The organism is Caldisericota bacterium, from assembly GCA_034717215.1.
Classification (GTDB): Bacteria; Caldisericota; Caldisericia; order Caldisericales; family Caldisericaceae; genus UBA646.
In genome coordinates, this window is sequence record JAYELD010000175.1 from 1 (window position 1) to 16905 (window position 16905).

The window sequence follows — 16905 nt, forward strand, 5'->3', positions numbered from 1 at the left end:
TCAATTGGATTCACAAGTCTTCCATCTACATCTTTGGGAGATTCTTTTTTTGACAAAAATATACCTGCTTCGCTGAATACACTAAGCCGTGACCCCATAGAATGCCCAAAAGGAGCATCAGAATTTGCATCCCAATAATAATAACCTGCATCCATCACATATATATTCCCAAGCATATCAGCGGCAATGCCAGCAGGAGTTAATAATGCACCATTCTGCTGAGAATAATAGCTTTCTGCTGTTTTTCCAATTTTCTTTATATATTTTCCACTTGCAGAATACTGAAGAATTCTACCATTTATAGTTCCACCCCGTGAAAGACCCCTGTCAGATACAAAGATATTGCCACCGGTACCTATAGCCACATCAGATGGAAACAAAAGTTCCCCTCCAATCACAACTAATAATATGTTCAAATCCGTATCAAATTTATATACATTTTTCCCGCTCATACTCACAGCATAAATATTGCCATCAGTATCAGAAGTAAGTCCACCGGGATAATCAATATTTACAGTCTTTTTAATGTTTCCATTCATATCCAATTTATAAATAGTATTCTCAAAATAATCAGAAACAAACAAATATCCTTTTGACACAGTAACCCCCGTAGGCGTATTTAGGAAACCAGCATCTAAAGTTTTTATAAACGCACCATCACCGCTAAAGAATTGCACTTTCCCACCAAGTGCATCTGATACATAAAAAATGCCTTCCTTATAATCAATATCTGTAGGATAAATGAGAGTACTCAATGAGCCGAATGTAAGAATATCGTCCAGGAAACCATCTAAGATATGTACTCTGCCATAAGAATTGTCTATTACGGCAATTCTTCCTGTTCCGGCAGTACAAATACCTTGCATTGGAAAAAGGTATTTTGAATTATAATCATCTTCGTACAAATTCGCTTCTGCAAGGGATATTGAACCAATAAAATCCTCACCTGGAACTGCTATATTTTGAATTACACTAATATTTTTAACAGAATCCGCCTCGACTAACCGTGTCGGTAGTCCCAGTAACAGAATTAAAACAATAACTATAGACATTGTTTTTCTCATCACCATCTCCTATGGATACAATTCCCCATAGTGCTCTGTCAAAATCAGAAAATCTTTCCCATCTATAATACCATCGCGATTAAAATCACATATTGAATTAAAATTAGTTTCATTTTTGTTCAAGCCAAAACTTTCTCTGAATATTTCTACATCAAGACCATCAACCTTTTTATCATTATTTACATCCCACATTCGAGAATAATCAGATACTCTATACTTTAAAGGTCTTAAAATAAAATATTTCTGCGGTGAAGAAGATACATATCCGGGATAAACAAAATCAACACCGTTTTCAATCGCTTTAATATGTATCCTTGCTGCAACCCCGGTTTCTCCAATTTCACCAGAAAGCGTAATATAGACAGTACCTGACTGTACAGAATTAACAAAAGTTACGCTATCATTCAGGGCTACTTCTCCTTGCTCTATTTCTAAAATCTTAAGTAAAAATTGATCATACTTGTAGGAGATAAATAATGTTGTTAAAGATTGGTCTGCTTTGAAAAAAAGATCCACCCAAAAATCTTCTCCCTTCTTGAGTAAAGGAGTTTGACCTTCTTCCAGGTTAATATTAAGATAGTTTGTCCGTCCGTTTAAAACGTTAAAGCTGCCACTCTTTTCGTCCCTTGATATCACAGGCTGTATATCTATTATGCTTTCATCATTATTTGCTTCAAGGTATGAAATTTTATAATAATATTTTCCATCCTTTAAAAAATAATTGGCAAAAATATCTCTGCCATTCAAATTAACACTGTAATCACCAATGTAAACTGAAGATTCATCAAATATCGTATCGATAAACCTCCCATTTGTATCGTATATATCCACCCTTATCTCGCCTGCATTATTTTCTCTATATGGTTCTTGAGAAGTATCGTCTTCAATACCCAACCCAACAGTAAAATTTATTTCAATATTATTACTAGCAGTCAAGGTATCTCCACTTTGAAAAATATTCTCAATGTAGTGCCTTTCTCCTAAAGAAGGGAGATACACAAATGGAATGTGGAGAGTTGTGCTCTCTCCCTCCAAATATATAAACCCGTACACTTCTCCTTGTATACTCTCATCTGCCTTAAAATCTACTGTAAAACTCTTCTCGGAAAATGGTGCAACATAAATATTTTCCGGATAAGTAAGATTCACTGTTTCACTTGAATAAATAGAATATGAAATAGAAAAAAACAAACTAATGTTTGACAAATTTCTGACAGTAAATTTGCCTGTTTTTCCTCTTCCATCATTACCAAAAATAAATGAAGCAGGTCTAACAAGAGCAGTTGAGTTAACGGCATTTTGTACATCTACTCTCCCGGAACCTTGCATTAATGGCGAATATGGTGCACTCGATACAGGATTCTCCAATATGTAAGCCGTATTCATCAAGATAGATTTAATCTCAGTTGGTTTAAGCGATTTCTGTGCTTGTTTTATCAATGCTACGCTCCCTGAAACAAAAGGAGCTGCCATAGATGTTCCGCTAGCAAGCGATTTATTATTATTTAAAACTGTCGACGTTATATCAACACCCGGAGCAACCAAATCCGGTTTCATATAAAAATCTATTGTAGGACCATTAGCCGAAAAAGAAGCTATCTTGCCTAACCCATATTTATTGTCTAATTTTATCACAGTAGAACCCGCTATTCGTTGTTTAATATACAATCCATCCGTATATGAAATAAATAAAAACGGTATGAAGTCAGTTTCTTTAGAACCAGATTGAGACTGCAACTCGACATCAGGTAAGCCACTTACGTTATTAAAAACAATTATTCCTTTGGCTCCCATATTTTTTGCATTAATATCCTTATCTCCAAAATAGATAATTCCCCTTGATACAAGTGCAATTTTTCCTGTAAGGTTTTCCCCCGAAAAATCGCTTTCCAGGCCATATCCACAATAAACTACTTCATAGTTTCCATCAGTAAAAAAGGGAGAGCCTTCCGGGTATGTGCCCACAATATCCTTGCCCCAAAAACCAATGACACCATGCATTGCATCATTACTTGCTCCTACACCAATGACACTCCCGTTAGATGCCGGTGCACTCATAGGAAATGGAACCAAATCTGACCTGCTACCATAATTTCCTGCGGCAGCCACGACTACTATCCCATCTGCCGTAGCATTCTCCACTGCAATTGATTCCGGATCTCCTCCCTTTCCTGAACCACCTACTGTGCCAATAGAAATATTTATAACATCACATTTGTCTTTAGCGGCTTGTTCTATCCCCTTAATTATCGTTGAAATTGAAGTCGTTTCTATCTTTCCAGTAAACACTTTATAGGCACGAATTTTTACATCAGGCGCAACACCATAATTAGATCCACCGATAATTCCCGCTACATGAGTACCATGCCCGTCATTGTCCATAGGGTCGCTATCCATATCTGAAAAATCATACCCGCCTATTACCTTTGCATTGGGAAATCCTCCCCCGCCTAATTCTGTGTTTCCATAATCCACACCTGTATCGACAACGCCCACTACAATACTTTTTCCTGTAATATATTCCCCGCTGCTATCAGTCATCCTGTTAACAACATCTGATTTTATCACCCTGGTAGCATAGGTTCTTTCAAGATATGCTTTTTTATCTTCAAAAACTCTTTTAACATTTCGATTCTCTGCAATATCCATCATATGCTTCCTGTCTACCGTACATGAGAAACCATTAAAAAGATATGTATAATTAAACCGGACTTTTATGTTAAATCTTTTCATATATTTTATCAAATCGTTTTGTTTCTGTTCTAACTCCGCTGCATGTCTTTCTGCACTATCATTAATAAAAATAGTAAGAAGTCTGAACTTTAAGGTTTTCTTATAGACAACCACTGGCGCATCTGTTAATTCTACAATAATTGACACATTTTCTTCCGATGAATGCATTAAGGATGGCGAAATTTTTCCCTCGGTACTGTCGGCCATTTTTACAGTGAAAAGAGATAGAACAATTGTCAAAACCAGCGCTGCAATAATAAATTTTTTCATTCAAGCTCCTCCCTCATAAAATTATACATTTATTGACAGAAAATCAAAATGCACGTATATTTATTCACGGTGAGAATGACAATAAACTTAATTGTATTTGATTTTGACGGAACACTTTTTGACACAAGCGAAGACATAACAAAAGCAATAAACTTTGCTTTGAATAAAGCGGGCCTACCTCCTGCAAGCAGAACAAAAGTTTGGAGTTCTACTGGAGATGGAACATCCCTGCTTGTAAAAAGAATTCTAGGCAAAAATAATAAACACCTACATAATATCGTGCTTAACAACTTTATAGAATACCATTCTCCACACTATGCAGATTACACAAAACCCATGGAGGGAGTGTCAGATGTTCTTGAAAAATTTAAAACAAAAAAAATGGTCATTCTATCAAATAAATATAAAGAATTCATTGATAAAATACTAAAAAAATTTGAAATGGATAAATATTTCTCTGCAGTTTATGGAAAAGAAAGTTTTAGTAAAAGCAAACCCCACCCATATCCATTGTTATATACAATAAAAAAGATGAAAGTTACAACTCAAAAAACAATATTTGTCGGCAACAGCCTGAATGATGTACTTATCTCCAAAAATGCCAATGTGAAATGTTTTATCATTCCATCCAATGTAACCCCGATAGAAAAAATCGAGGAACTAAAACCTTACAAAATACTTAAAAATATTAAAGAACTTGTAAATTTCATTAAATAACGTAAAATATTAAAAAAGGAGGAATCTGTCATGGCATATCTACTGGTAATAGTATTAAATAAAACAGAAAAGATAGAGAGTGTTCTTGAGCGATTTATCGAAGTAGATATACGAGGAGCAACAATTATTGATTCAGTCGGCATGGGAAGAACCCTTGAATCTGAAATTCCCATATTTGGCACACTCCAGGAGATTTTGTCTGGTGGAAAAGGAAAACGGCCCGAAAATAAAACCATTTTTACTGTAATTAAAGAGGAAAGAACGTTAAGAGATGCAGAACGTGTTGTAAAAGAAGAATTATCCAATTTTACAGAGCCTGGCACGGGAATTATGTTTGTCCTGCCAATAATGGACTTTAAGGGATTATCTCCCTCGCTAAAAGAAGAAGAAAAAAGTTTAAAAGAGCATCGAAAAATCGAAAAAATTGTTTAAAAGACAGTTCTTTTAATAATATATCTCCTTAAATAGAGGTACCCCAGCAGCACAGATGAACCTATAATTACATGGATATTTTCAAGGTAAAACAATTCAAGGGGAATGAGAAATAAAAATGCAATAAATTGTGCAATTCCTCTCTTCTCCTTTTTTTTCATTAAAACTATTAAAATCATTAAAACAAGCCATATTATCAATACCCAACGCATTTCTCTCCAGCAAATAACACTCAGCACGCCTATTATTGGCGCAATACCCATACCACCTCTAAATTTATAATATATAGGGAAAGAGTGTCCCAGAACTACAGCAATACCCGCAAGAATGGCTGTGTCCTGTGAATGCGGCATCTTAAAAATAAACGGGAGAAGTGTTAAAATAAAACCTTTTCCCACATCAATAATACCAACAGCTATACCCCAATTTTGTCCCAAAACTTTAAATACATTAAATGTCCCGGGGTTCTTATCACCCAATTCTCTTACATCACGTCTTTTCACAATACGAACAAATACAGTAGCAGGAGAAAAAGAGCCAATAAGATAAGAAATAAAAACATAAGAAACTTCTAATACAGAAACCACATCACCACCCCACTAAGAATAGGGATCGAAAGATTATCATTTATTTTAAGAGAAACAAGCTCAATAAATGTGCCAGTCAAAGCACCTAAAAGTCCCACTAAAAATGGTAGTTGTAATTTCCATTGTGCCCATATTACAACAAACAACATTGCAATAAAGCAAGCAATAGACCCCTCGAGAGTTTTATCATGAAAGATCTTAATGTGACCGATGCTTTTCCCGACAACCGTTGCTACCATATCCCCAAAAACATTAAACAATATCGCGGGAATACCAATATGTTTCGGGAAAAAAATTACAACAATCGTACACCCCATCAATGTGTACGTAGTCCCGGACAAATCTCTCAACTCTTCTTTCTTTGCAATAAATCGCATAAAACGCGCAAATGGCTTGAAAATACGCCGCACCACTTCATTTGCGTTAGGCGAAACAAGGCGAATAATGTCCAGAGAAAGAACAAAAACAAAAGCTAAAAAAACAGATAATATGACATACTTTGTGGGCCAATAGTAATAAATGACAACAACTACTATGAGTACAAGACGATAAATTTTTCTAAAAAGAAGTTTTTTCATGGTCCCATCCCTTTATGGTGGAGGTGGCGGGAGTTGAACCCGCGTCCGAATAAACACATCATGCCGCCAGGCTACAGGCTTAGTTACTTTTTGTTTTCATCTTTCTTGGCTCAAGTAACAGAGCTCGAAAGCATAGTCTAAATTGATACGCTGTAAACATTGGCTTAGACAAACCTTTGTTACAGGACCTGTATTCCTACGTTTTAAGCGCCCTACAGGTGAAAACTACCTAAAACGTTAGCCGCTATTAAGCAGCTAATGCGTAATTGTAATCAGCGTTTATCTTTTAGGTGGATGTTTTAAGAGGCCAACCACCGTCCTCTGCCTGCGCCGACATGTCTTGTTTATCCGTCGAACCCCAGCACCCCCTTCTTTAATACTATATTATACAAATTTACTCAGTTTTTTCAAGGTAAGTAGCAAACAGAATAGTTTTAATAAAAGCCTATAGTGCATTAGTTTATTTCTCATAAGGTAATTCGGATGCTCGAAAATGATCGCAATTGATTATTATATAAATTGCTTTAATTAAATAAATCTATTACTGCTGCATTACCGCAAAAAGTTATTCTCCTCCGCATATTTTGCAGCGAGGATCCCTTTCTATGTTTAAAATTGAAAAATTATTGTCCAAAGCATCGTAGATGAGTAATTTATTGAAATATTTACTACCGATGTCTACAAAGAATTTTATGACCTCTGTTGAAACAATACTGCCTATAGTGCCGGCAAGCGAACCTAATATGCCCATTAAACGGTTATTATCTGTCATAGAATGAACGATTTCAGGGCTTTTTTCCGGGAAAACACAATTATAACATGCAGTTTTACCTGGCAATATGCTCATAACCTGACCTGTAAACCGACCAACTGCTCCTACAAATAAAGGTTTACCCGTCTTAATGGCTGTACGGTTTATAAGATAGCGCGTTTCAAAATTGTCCGTTGCGTCCACAACTACATCGTATTTCAGAAAAATCTCAGAGGCATTTAAGTTCGAAAGCCTCTCCTTATAGACATCAATCTTTACATTTGGATTTAGCTTATTTAATCTCTCCTGTGCTAAAAATACTTTCTTCTTTCCAACATCATTAATTGTATAAAGAACCTGCCGCCCTAAATTTAAAACAGACACCACATCAGCATCAACAAGCCCTATTTTTCCTAAACCTGATGCAACAAGATAGATCGATACAGGATTCCCCAGTCCTCCAGCGCCAATAATTAACACTGAAGAATGTTTAAGCTTTTTTTGTCCTTTTTCCCCTATTTTATCAATTAAAATCTGTCTACTGTATCTTTCTTTTTCTTCGCTAGATAATTGCATATATGCCTCCCTGATTATTTTAACAAATAAGCCAGTTTAAGCAATTTGAGTGACGGGGGGATTTAAGATAATTTGAAAGAAGCTGGTTTTTTTAAAAATTCAAAAATAAAAACACACAATCCTAAAAATATAATAATATCGCCAATGCTATAGACCCCAACAAAAGGATTTAGTAATTGTGCAGTAATGTTATCTCCAAGAAAATTCAGATGTGTTTTTTCTGTCATTATCGTTGCATTATAAAAAGTTCCATATTGCCGCAGAAGTGCTATTTTTGCATATGCTCCTACAAGTTCTAATTTTGATAAATTCTGGGGCATAAAACCCCCATTTACAAGTATCACCAAAAGATTTAATGAAAATCCCACCGAAGTAATCAGTATTCCCTTATAATGCAAATTTAAAAGCAAAAAAGTAAGTAATATAAATAATGAAACAATATAAAAGATAGGTGTTGTGGAACTAAAAATAGAATTACTAAATTTCCCGTTAAATATAAGAAGTTGCATTAAAAACCCAATGAAAATTAAATAAACTGCTTTGACTTCTTTATTTTTTATACCGCTAACTCCCTTGTTGATTACAAGGGCTATGACAAATACGGAGGCAAGTATAATTATCTCAATCATTTACAACCGGGAAAAAATCTTCCCTTTTGCCCTGCTCTTTCTCTTCTTCTGTTACCTTTTCTCTTACCATCTGGCAGAAAATTTCAGCAACAACAGGATCAAATTGTTCACCCTCTGATTTTCGAATTTTATTCAATGCCTCTTTAACTGTTATTAATTTTTTATAAGGCCGCGGACTTATCATTGCATCAAAAGCATCTGCTACACTAATAATACGTGCTCCCAGAGGAATTGATTCGCCTTGCAATCCATCAGGGTAGCCTTTGCCATTAAAATATTCATGGTGATGTTTTATGATTTTTGCGCCATCTTCAAAATGAGAAAAATGATTCAAAATCTCATCGCCTTTTAAGGGATGCTGCTTTATTTTACTAAATTCTTCATTTGTTAAAGAACCAGGCTTCAAAAGGATAGAGTCCGGTACAACAAGTTTACCAATATCATGCAATTGAGCGGCAATAGTAATAAAATAGCTCTGTTCTTCGGATAGATTTAATCTTTCACACACCTCTTTTGTCCAGTTTGCAACCCGGATAGAATGTTTCATTGTATCAGGAATTCTATCATCCACAGCCTTTGCAAATGTTAACAAAGCATTTATAGTTTCTTTTTCAATCTGCACTCTTCTCATTGAAGCATAATAAATGGTAATAAAAGTTGGAAGCAGAAATAAATTCATCCACGGACTTACTTGGAAAAAGTAAATAATCATTATTCCGAGTGGAATAAGAGTAAAAATTTCCACCCACATAGTTTTTATATTTTCAATCCAAAAGTTGAAAAATGTAACTCTGTTAATAATAGAAAGCAATCCAAACAATATAAGCGTTTCAGCAGAAAAATAAACAAAGGCAGCGCCTACAATAGCAAGCAGATTAGAGAAAGATAAAAACGGGTTAGAAGCATTAAAAAATTTACTAAAAATAATACTCATTAATCCTACAGAAATTACAGCAAGAGAAGTATTAAAAAAGTTTTTATACCAGGGCTTTCTGTGTAGAGAATCTGCAATCAAATTCTCTACCGCAACAACAAGCATTGCAACAATGGGCGTAAATACAAAAGCTATTGCAATATCCAAAGCCATTGCAACGCTAACTTCTGCCTTAGAACTGCCTCTTAAAATATATACAATCGGGAATCGATCGGCAATCATTAAAAATACAATAAATAACAAAGATAAGGGCAAAACAGTATAGATACTTTGCGCGACTCGATACCAGGACGGCATATAAATAAAACTAAGAGAAAACAGTGTTATAGCCAGTAAATAAATAAAAATTATAAAAATTCTTGCTCTTTTCCCAAGTTTTTTCATCACATTACCTATAGGCAGTATAAAGAAAAGCAAAAAAAGTGCAAGAAAACTTATGTTTATTTGATTGAATCTTTCTTTTCTTGCAAAATGGCGGAATCGGTTTTGCCATTGGCTCAGTTTAGATTAAGGCAACCAAATGCAATCCAAACCTCAACGCCTTCCTCCATTTTGTAAATTTTATCTTTGCACACTAATGCCATTTAAAGCGTGCAGAGAGAGTGATTAATAAAACAGAGATGCTAAGAACAAATGCTACTAATTTTCCCCACTTCATGATATTTTTCCTCCTTTTTCATTAAAATTTGTTTTCTTTACATACTAATGCCATTTAAAGCGTGCAGAGAGAGTGATTAATAAAACAGAGATGCTAAGAACAAATGCTACTAATTTTCCCCACTTCATGATATTTTTCCTCCTTTTTTGTAAAAGGGAGAGACCGGTTTTGCCATTGGCTCTGTCTGAATTAAGGCAACCAAGTTCAATTCAAACGTCAACGCCTTCCTCCGTATAATGTACTCAAAGTATAAATAGCTTTTTTTATTTTGTCAAATAGCTTCAAATAAAACCATCACCTGAAAACTATGGTAACCGACATTTTGTTTCCTAAAAATACAAAACAAATGCTTTCATCCAATATGTTTCGCCTTAAATCAAATAAATAAAATAACTCCAAATTGATGAAAATTCTAACAGTATTTGATTAAAAAAATCATAAGAGAATAAAATTTAAAAGATCAATATTTCTTTACATGACTATTATAGATAAAAGTACGTGGAATCCGCCTGCCAATTCTTGAAACAATTTCATAATTTATTGTATTTATCTTTTTGGCAATTTCGTATGGTGTTATTACTTCTTTTCCTTGCTTCCCAATAAGGACTACCTCATTCCCGGGGTGAATATAAGGAAACCCGGTAACATCGATCATCATCTGATCCATTGTAATATTACCGATGATTTTCGCTCGTTTCTTTTTAATTAATACCTCGCCAATATTCGATAAAGATCTTGAATATCCATCCGCATACCCGACAGGCAGAGTTGCAATCAAAGTTTCTTTTGTTGTTATATACGCCCTACCATAACTAATAGCGGTTTCTTTAGGAACCAATCGGGAATAGATTGCTCTGGTTTTAAAATTCATAATCGGCTCAAACTCGCTAATTGGCTCATCAAGTGGGGTTAAGCCATATAGAAGCAGCCCGGGACGCACTGCATTAAAATAACTTCTTTTCAAGCCTAGTATAGCAGCGCTATTTGCTGCATGAATAATTGGAGGCAATACTCCTTTTTTCTTAATTTCATCTAATATTTTTTCAAAAATATTTAACTGCTCATTTGCATAGTGTGTATCTGAATCAACAGTGGATAAATGCGTATATATTCCCTGCAAAGCAACATTGGGGAGAACAGATAACGCATCGATAATTTCAGGCACTTCCTTCGGAGCCACTCCTATCCTTCCCATTCCGGTATCCACGTTTATATGGATATTCAGTACACGATCTCCCCGATATTCCCTTAATCTTTTAATAAAGCGTTTATCAAAAAGCGTTACTGGAATGTTAAATTTTGCCGCAACAGGCAAAGCAGATGGAACTACATAGCCAAGAACAAGAATTGATGCTTTAATTCCATTTTCTCTGAGATTTAATGCTTCTTCAAGAGAAGCAACAGATAGTGCATAAATTCCTTCTTTCTCAAGTATTTTAGAAGCTTCTACAGCACCATGTCCATACGCATCTGCTTTTACAGCTCCAATTATTTTTCGCTTGCCAACAATTCGTTCTATTCTATGAAAATTTCTCTTTAACTTATTTAAATCAATTTCCACCCAGGTTGGTCGAGCAAATCTTCCCATATATCCTCCTTGAAAAAAGTTAATTAAAGTATATCATTAGATAAATAAATATAAAGGGGGGCAGATGAAAATTGTTATAACAAATGATGATGGTATTGAGGCAAAAAGCATCAAGTACCTTACAAAAGCAATTTCAAAATTAGGAGAGGTTTACGTAGTAGCCCCAAAAACTCCTCAAAGTGCAGGAAGTCATTCGACAACCCTGCATAAACCAGTACGAGTAGAAGAATATCCGCTCAATCTTGGCGAAAAAAAAGCAATGAGTGTATCAGGTTCCCCAGCCGATTGTGTGCTACTTGCAGTGGATGTATTAGTAAAAGGAAAGGTAGACCTTATTGTATCCGGCATAAATACCGGACCAAACATTGGAAGTGATGTAATTTATTCCGGCACCGTAGCAGGCGCAAGAGAAGGTTTCCTGAATGGAATACCTTCAATTGCCATATCTCTCGCTGCTTACAAAAACTTAAATTTTGATGTTGCAAGCAAATTTTCTTATCTCTTTGTAAAAACGGTGTTGGAGAAAAAAATTGAGAATATTTATTTCAACATTAACATCCCAAATCTTCCCGCACAAGAAATAAAAGGAGTCAAGTTTGTAAAACAAGGAAACAGAAGCTACAAAGATCGCGTATTTAAGGGAAAAGATCCATTCGGAAAAACATACTACTGGATCGGAGGAACAGTAGTTGAGAATAATGAAAAAAATACTGACAATGAAGCCATAAAAAATGGGTTTATTGCCATAACTCCAATGTCAACAGACATGACAAACTATTCAGCGCTTAAAGAAATAAAAAAATGGAAAATACGTTTTCCATAGGAGGAAGAAATATGAAAAGTGTAAAAGAGGTTTTATACACACTTAAAACATTTTCCGAGCTCGTTGTCACGCTCGGATACGCTGCAATTTTGCAAAACGATGTTGAACTTGCCATGGAAGCGACATACATAAAAGATAAAATCCGCACATTAAGTTACGATATGCGGATTTCAACGATATATGCCGCAAAAACAGCAAGAGACAGCAGAGTAGAAATTCCTCAACTCGCTTCACTCCTGCAAGTTGGCGTTGCCGCTAAAGAAATAAGCGATGGAATAGATGATCTTGTAGATATTGTAATACGAGGTGGAGGAGCTCACCCGGTTCTGCGCTCCATCTATGGAATGGAAGGTTTTGTTATAAGGATAAAAATCGAAAAAGGAAGTAAGGCAATTGGGAAAAACTTGAAACAGCTAAATATTGAAAAATTTGAATTTGCCCCACTCTTTATAAAAAAAGATACCGAATATTTACTGGATCAATTAGATGAAATTGAACTAGAAGAAGAAGATATTATCCTGTTAAAAGGCGTTGAAAACAAAAACGAACAAGCAAAGGCACTCTTCAAGTAAACGAATTTCTTTTCTACAAAATTCTCTTAAAAGCATACTCACACAATCGCTTTTTGTATTACTCCTTTCTGTAATTGGAGAAAGTATTACTGGTTTTATACTTACTGGAATGGAAAACAAACTCTCGGCACTGCCGGGCCTTATCATCTTGGTGCCAGCAATGACAGATCTCAAAGGAAATGTAGGAGCAGCATTCGGAGAGCGGCTCAGTACAATGCTACATTTAGGTCTTGTAAAACCAATTATAAAAGTGAACAATGCCATAAAACACAACATCCTTGCATCTTTTACCTTGACTGTGTCTGGAGCATTTTTGATAGGCATTTCTGCGGCAGCCCTTTCTAACCTGCTACAAATAAAAACTATAGGAGTTATAAGGCTTAATATGATCTCTACCACAGCAGGAATTATTTCTTCTGTATTACTCCTACCACTTGTTTTTGTATTTGTTTTTACATCCTTTCGACATCACATAGACCCGGATAATATTATCGCTCCTATGCTTCCCGTAATAGGAGACATCATCACCGTATCCGCAATTTTCATAGGTGCCATTTTAACAATGAAACTTTTACCCATAAAACCAGCTATCCTCGTTCTGTTTGCAGCTTTTCCTTTTGTAAGCGGATTTGCAAGAAAGAACAAAAGAAGAAATAATAAACTGCCAAAAAGATATCATTATTTTCCAATCATAAAACAAAGTTTCCCAATATTAATATTCTGTTTTGCAATAGGTATCACATCAGGTATATTTCTACAAAGTTCAGGAAAAATTTTTTTAATATACCCGGCATTACTTGCCCTGATCCCTCAAGTAGTTGCACAAGGAGGATCAATTGGTGGGATAGTAGGGTCAAGAGTTTCAACTGCCTTATATTTAGGAAGCGCGCAACCATTTAAGTTCGGTAGAGAAGTAAGAAAAAATTTTACCGCAGGCATAATAATGGGATTAGTTGTTGCTCTTCTCGTAGGAATTGCTTCACTTATAATCATTTATATTACTAAAGCTAGCGCCCCTCCACTTCCTCAAACATTTCTTGTAGCTTTTCTATCTCTATTTATTCTTTCCACTCTTATGTCGGTAATTGCAATATTTATTTCTTTTTTCTCATTCAAGATTGGCATAGATCCAAGCAATATTGTAATACCTGTAATAACAAGTATAGGGGATATAACAGGAATAATTGTATTACTTGCTATGATAAAAGTATTTATTTTTTAATACACTGCATTTTTAACCAAAAATATTACATAATCAAAATAATACGATGCACTACCAAAGACGGTACGGACAGAAATTTTTAAATCGTTTTTATCTTAATTTATAGCAACTAAAAATTAAACTATATATATCTCGTAGGGAAGCTCTGTCAAAACTATGCCATTTTCTTTACCAACAAGTATAGTGTCTTCCACTCGTATGCCAAATTTTTCCGGCAAATACACACCGGGTTCAATGGTTATTACCATATTCTCATCGAGAATAGTTTTTGAATCAGCATTCAAGCGTGGAGATTCATGAATTTCAAGCCCTACTCCATGCCCTAATCCATGGATAAAATAATCCCCGTACCCTTCATCCTGAATAAATTTTCTTACCTTTATATCGACTTCCGAAGCATTAATTCCCTTTTGCACGAAATTCCTGCCGATCTCTTGAGCTTTTCTTACTATTTCAAATACTTTTTTTTCTTCCCGCTCCGGCTCTCCCACGCAAACCATTCTTGTGGTATCAGAAGCATATCCATCAAAAAATACTCCGAAATCCAACACAATAAGCTCATGCGGGAGTATCTTTTTGTTAGAAGCAAGACCATGGGGAAGAGCGCCTCTCTTGCCTGATGCAACAATAGTATCAAAAGACGGCTTTAGCCCACCATTTCTTTTAAATCTATATTCCAGCTCGCTTGCAATATCCCTCTCGGTAATTCCTTCCTTTATAACAGTAAGCGTTTCGCTAAAAGATTTTGAAGAAATCGCACAAGCTTTCTTTATTTTTTCTACTTCTTGCAAATCTTTCACAATTCGCAGATCCTCAACCACATTGTCTAAAAATACGATCTTTAAAAATGAAAGAGAAGAAAGTGAGAGATATAAATCGAGCGTCATTCGATTTTTCTCGACTCCAAGCCAATGCACTTTCTCTTTGAGAAGGAGGTCTTTAAGATAATTGATAAATGGCGCTTTATACTCCAGTACTTCTACCCCCTCAAAAACTTCTCCTTCTGCCTGAACGGTAAATCGGGAATCTACAATCAAAAACAATTTACCACTTGCTACAAGTAAAAAAGCATCTTCCCCTGTAAAATTTGTCAGATAACGAATATTTGGAGTTGCAGTAATTAAAAAAGCATCGATATTATTTCCATTAAACCGCTCTAATAAATTATTCAATCTTTTTAGCATTTTTTCTATCTTCTATTCGAATGGATTTTGCTTTCCTATCTCTTCTTCCGGAGCCTCAAGCGGAGGTATTACAATGGCTCTATCTTGTAATTGTTTATCCACAAGCTCTATATTTCCTCGTGTTATCTTTGGTATCTCTACAGCAGGTAAAGCTTCTTTCGGAGCAAATAACTTAGGCATAAGATAAAAATTCAAGACAAGAAACATCGCAACAAGAATAAAAATAGTAAACCAAGTTCCTTTTGAAACGACAGATTTTCTTCTTCTTTTTTTCTTTTTCATAACTATATTTTTATTAACAATTTTCTCAGCCATATGCAACGCCTCACTTTCTCTGGGAAATATAAATCTCTCCGCTAATGCTCACATTGTATTCCACAGCATAAGAATCAGCACCTGCCACTGTCGTTCGTGGTTTTACTTTATTAATAGAAAGAGAATTCACCCGAACAATCTGTGGGAATCGATATATATGTGTGAGAAAATATCGCACATTATCTAACTTTTTAGCAGTAAAATTCAGTGTAAACGGTGTCGTATTCGCAGAAGCTTGTTGGTCTTTACCTGCTTTTGGAAAATCAAGTGAAGTATAATTTACGCCACATATCGTGCCTGTCACAAGGAATTCTTCCCCGAATATAAAATCATTTCTTTCAATAGGCAATACTTCTTGTAGTTGCAAAATACGGTCTTTCATAAAATCATTATCATTTACAAGAAGATCCATTTTTTTGTTCGCAAGATTAAGCAAAGAAAGTTTCTGTTCCCGCTCCATTATTTCCGCATTCAAGTCGTTCATTTCTTGAAATTGAGGTTTTAATAGAAACCAGTAGAATGCAAATGCAATAATTAAATAAATTATTATCATCAAAGCAAACTTAGTTTTAGGATTACCTAAACTGAAATTAACATCTTTCATTTCATCATCCCTTTCCATTGGAAGGAAATAGTAAATGTCGAGTACCCCTTTTCCTTATCTTTAGCAAGTTCCGATTCTTTAGGGAACGGTATGGAGTAATCTTCTAATGTTAACTGCATAAAATTCTCATTTTGCGAAAGAGCATTAAATGTCCATGCAAGTTTTTGGAAATCTAACGCATGTCCTGTTATCTTGACCAAATTTGTTTTTCGATCAACTTCTATTGAATTTAACGAGGCGTCTTTTGGCATAAACAAAGCAATCTCATCAATTAAATCATTCCATACAGTCTGCTGGCCAGTAAGAGAAGGAATTGTCGTTTCATAATAAAGAAGATTGCCACTTAAAGCAGCTCGCTCATCTAAAATTTTTTGTACGTTCTTTAAGACATCAATTTGGGCATTGACATTGTCAAGATAATTCGTCCTCTGAATCTTTGTATATACATTACTCGCATATATCCCAACTAAAAGAAGGACAACTGTAACTCCTATAAAAAGAATTTGCTTTTCTTCCCTCGAAAATCGTTTTCTTCTTGCCTTACTTGGCAATAAATTGATATCTACGATTTCATTCATATCTCATCCCTTTTTATACTTAAAGGCTGGCTTTTTTTGTTGTTTCTGGGCTTCCCTGGTCTTTCTTGCTTTTATAGCAGGTTTTGCGCG

General features: G+C 35.1%; 17 protein-coding genes, 1 other RNA gene and 1 riboswitch. Of the genes, 5 read left to right on the forward strand and 13 right to left on the reverse strand.

Annotation, left to right across the window (positions count from 1 at the left end):
- Together U9Q18_07165 and U9Q18_07170 are read right to left on the reverse strand one after the other, a co-directional pair.
- A partial coding sequence (locus tag U9Q18_07165) for an NHL repeat-containing protein (GenBank protein ID MEA3314138.1) occupies positions 1-1064 on the reverse strand: 1064 nt, incomplete at its 3' end.
- Between the two features lie 9 nt (positions 1065-1073).
- Positions 1074-4067, reverse strand: coding sequence for a S8 family serine peptidase (locus U9Q18_07170; protein MEA3314139.1), 2994 nt, complete (start codon positions 4065-4067; stop codon positions 1074-1076).
- 48 nt (positions 4068-4115) lie between these two features.
- Between U9Q18_07170 and U9Q18_07175 the strand changes: the two genes are divergently transcribed.
- Positions 4116-4784 (forward strand): HAD family hydrolase, encoded by a 669-nt coding sequence (locus tag U9Q18_07175; GenBank protein ID MEA3314140.1) that lies wholly within the window; start codon positions 4116-4118, stop codon positions 4782-4784.
- A gap of 30 nt (positions 4785-4814) precedes the next feature.
- Positions 4815-5216, forward strand: a complete 402-nt coding sequence (locus U9Q18_07180) for a hypothetical protein (GenBank protein MEA3314141.1) — start codon at positions 4815-4817, stop codon at positions 5214-5216.
- On the opposite strand, the gene U9Q18_07185 is transcribed toward U9Q18_07180, so the two are convergent.
- From U9Q18_07185 to alr, 7 genes are all read right to left on the reverse strand, one after another.
- Positions 5213-5803, reverse strand: a complete 591-nt coding sequence (locus tag U9Q18_07185) for a glycerol-3-phosphate acyltransferase (GenBank protein ID MEA3314142.1) — start codon at positions 5801-5803, stop codon at positions 5213-5215. The two genes, U9Q18_07180 and U9Q18_07185, sit on opposite strands and share 4 nt — an antisense overlap.
- On the reverse strand, positions 5788-6381 hold the full coding sequence (locus U9Q18_07190) for a hypothetical protein (GenBank protein ID MEA3314143.1): 594 nt from the start codon (positions 6379-6381) through the stop codon (positions 5788-5790). The genes U9Q18_07185 and U9Q18_07190 overlap by 16 nt, the downstream gene beginning before the upstream one ends.
- Positions 6382-6396: 15 nt before the next feature.
- Positions 6397-6750, reverse strand: a transfer-messenger RNA (tmRNA) gene (gene ssrA, locus U9Q18_07195).
- Positions 6751-6946: 196 nt separating this feature from the next.
- Positions 6947-7708: a HesA/MoeB/ThiF family protein gene (locus U9Q18_07200; protein ID MEA3314144.1), complete on the reverse strand. Its 762-nt coding sequence runs from the start codon at positions 7706-7708 to the stop codon at positions 6947-6949.
- A 62-nt stretch (positions 7709-7770) separates the two neighbouring features.
- Positions 7771-8337 carry a DUF5317 family protein gene (locus U9Q18_07205; protein MEA3314145.1) on the reverse strand — a complete coding sequence of 189 codons (567 nt, stop codon included), beginning with the start codon at positions 8335-8337 and terminating at the stop codon, positions 7771-7773.
- A complete protein-coding gene (locus U9Q18_07210) occupies positions 8330-9655 on the reverse strand; it encodes an HD-GYP domain-containing protein (GenBank protein ID MEA3314146.1) in 1326 nt (441 codons plus the stop codon). The genes U9Q18_07205 and U9Q18_07210 overlap by 8 nt, the downstream gene beginning before the upstream one ends.
- Positions 9656-9740: 85 nt before the next feature.
- Positions 9741-9824: riboswitch (cyclic di-GMP riboswitch) on the reverse strand.
- Between the two features lie 565 nt (positions 9825-10389).
- Positions 10390-11517, reverse strand: coding sequence for an alanine racemase (gene alr, locus U9Q18_07215; protein MEA3314147.1), 1128 nt, complete (start codon positions 11515-11517; stop codon positions 10390-10392).
- Positions 11518-11581: 64 nt separating this feature from the next.
- Here alr and surE point away from each other — a divergent pair, with 64 nt between their 5' ends.
- The 3 genes from surE to U9Q18_07230 all read left to right on the forward strand — a co-directional run bounded on the left by surE (position 11582) and on the right by U9Q18_07230 (position 14134).
- Positions 11582-12340, forward strand: coding sequence for a 5'/3'-nucleotidase SurE (gene surE / locus U9Q18_07220; GenBank protein MEA3314148.1), 759 nt, complete (start codon positions 11582-11584; stop codon positions 12338-12340).
- Between the two features lie 11 nt (positions 12341-12351).
- The gene (locus U9Q18_07225; GenBank protein MEA3314149.1) at positions 12352-12912 is read left to right on the forward strand and encodes a hypothetical protein; all 561 of its coding nucleotides are present in this window, start codon (positions 12352-12354) and stop codon (positions 12910-12912) included.
- A gap of 109 nt (positions 12913-13021) precedes the next feature.
- Positions 13022-14134 (forward strand): magnesium transporter, encoded by a 1113-nt coding sequence (locus U9Q18_07230; GenBank protein MEA3314150.1) that lies wholly within the window; start codon positions 13022-13024, stop codon positions 14132-14134.
- 116 nt (positions 14135-14250) lie between these two features.
- Here the strand turns inward: U9Q18_07230 and U9Q18_07235 are convergent, their stop codons facing one another.
- From U9Q18_07235 to U9Q18_07250, 4 genes are read right to left on the reverse strand one after another with little or no spacing between them, the layout of a single operon-like run.
- Entirely contained in the window at positions 14251-15306 is a 1056-nt protein-coding gene (locus U9Q18_07235) for an aminopeptidase P family protein (GenBank protein MEA3314151.1), read from the reverse strand.
- Between the two features lie 24 nt (positions 15307-15330).
- A complete protein-coding gene (locus tag U9Q18_07240) occupies positions 15331-15633 on the reverse strand; it encodes a hypothetical protein (GenBank protein ID MEA3314152.1) in 303 nt (100 codons plus the stop codon).
- Positions 15634-15643: 10 nt separating this feature from the next.
- Positions 15644-16237, reverse strand: a complete 594-nt coding sequence (locus U9Q18_07245) for a hypothetical protein (protein MEA3314153.1) — start codon at positions 16235-16237, stop codon at positions 15644-15646.
- Positions 16234-16815, reverse strand: a complete 582-nt coding sequence (locus U9Q18_07250; GenBank protein ID MEA3314154.1) for a PilN domain-containing protein — start codon at positions 16813-16815, stop codon at positions 16234-16236. The genes U9Q18_07245 and U9Q18_07250 overlap by 4 nt, the downstream gene beginning before the upstream one ends.
- Positions 16816-16905 lie beyond the last annotated feature (90 nt).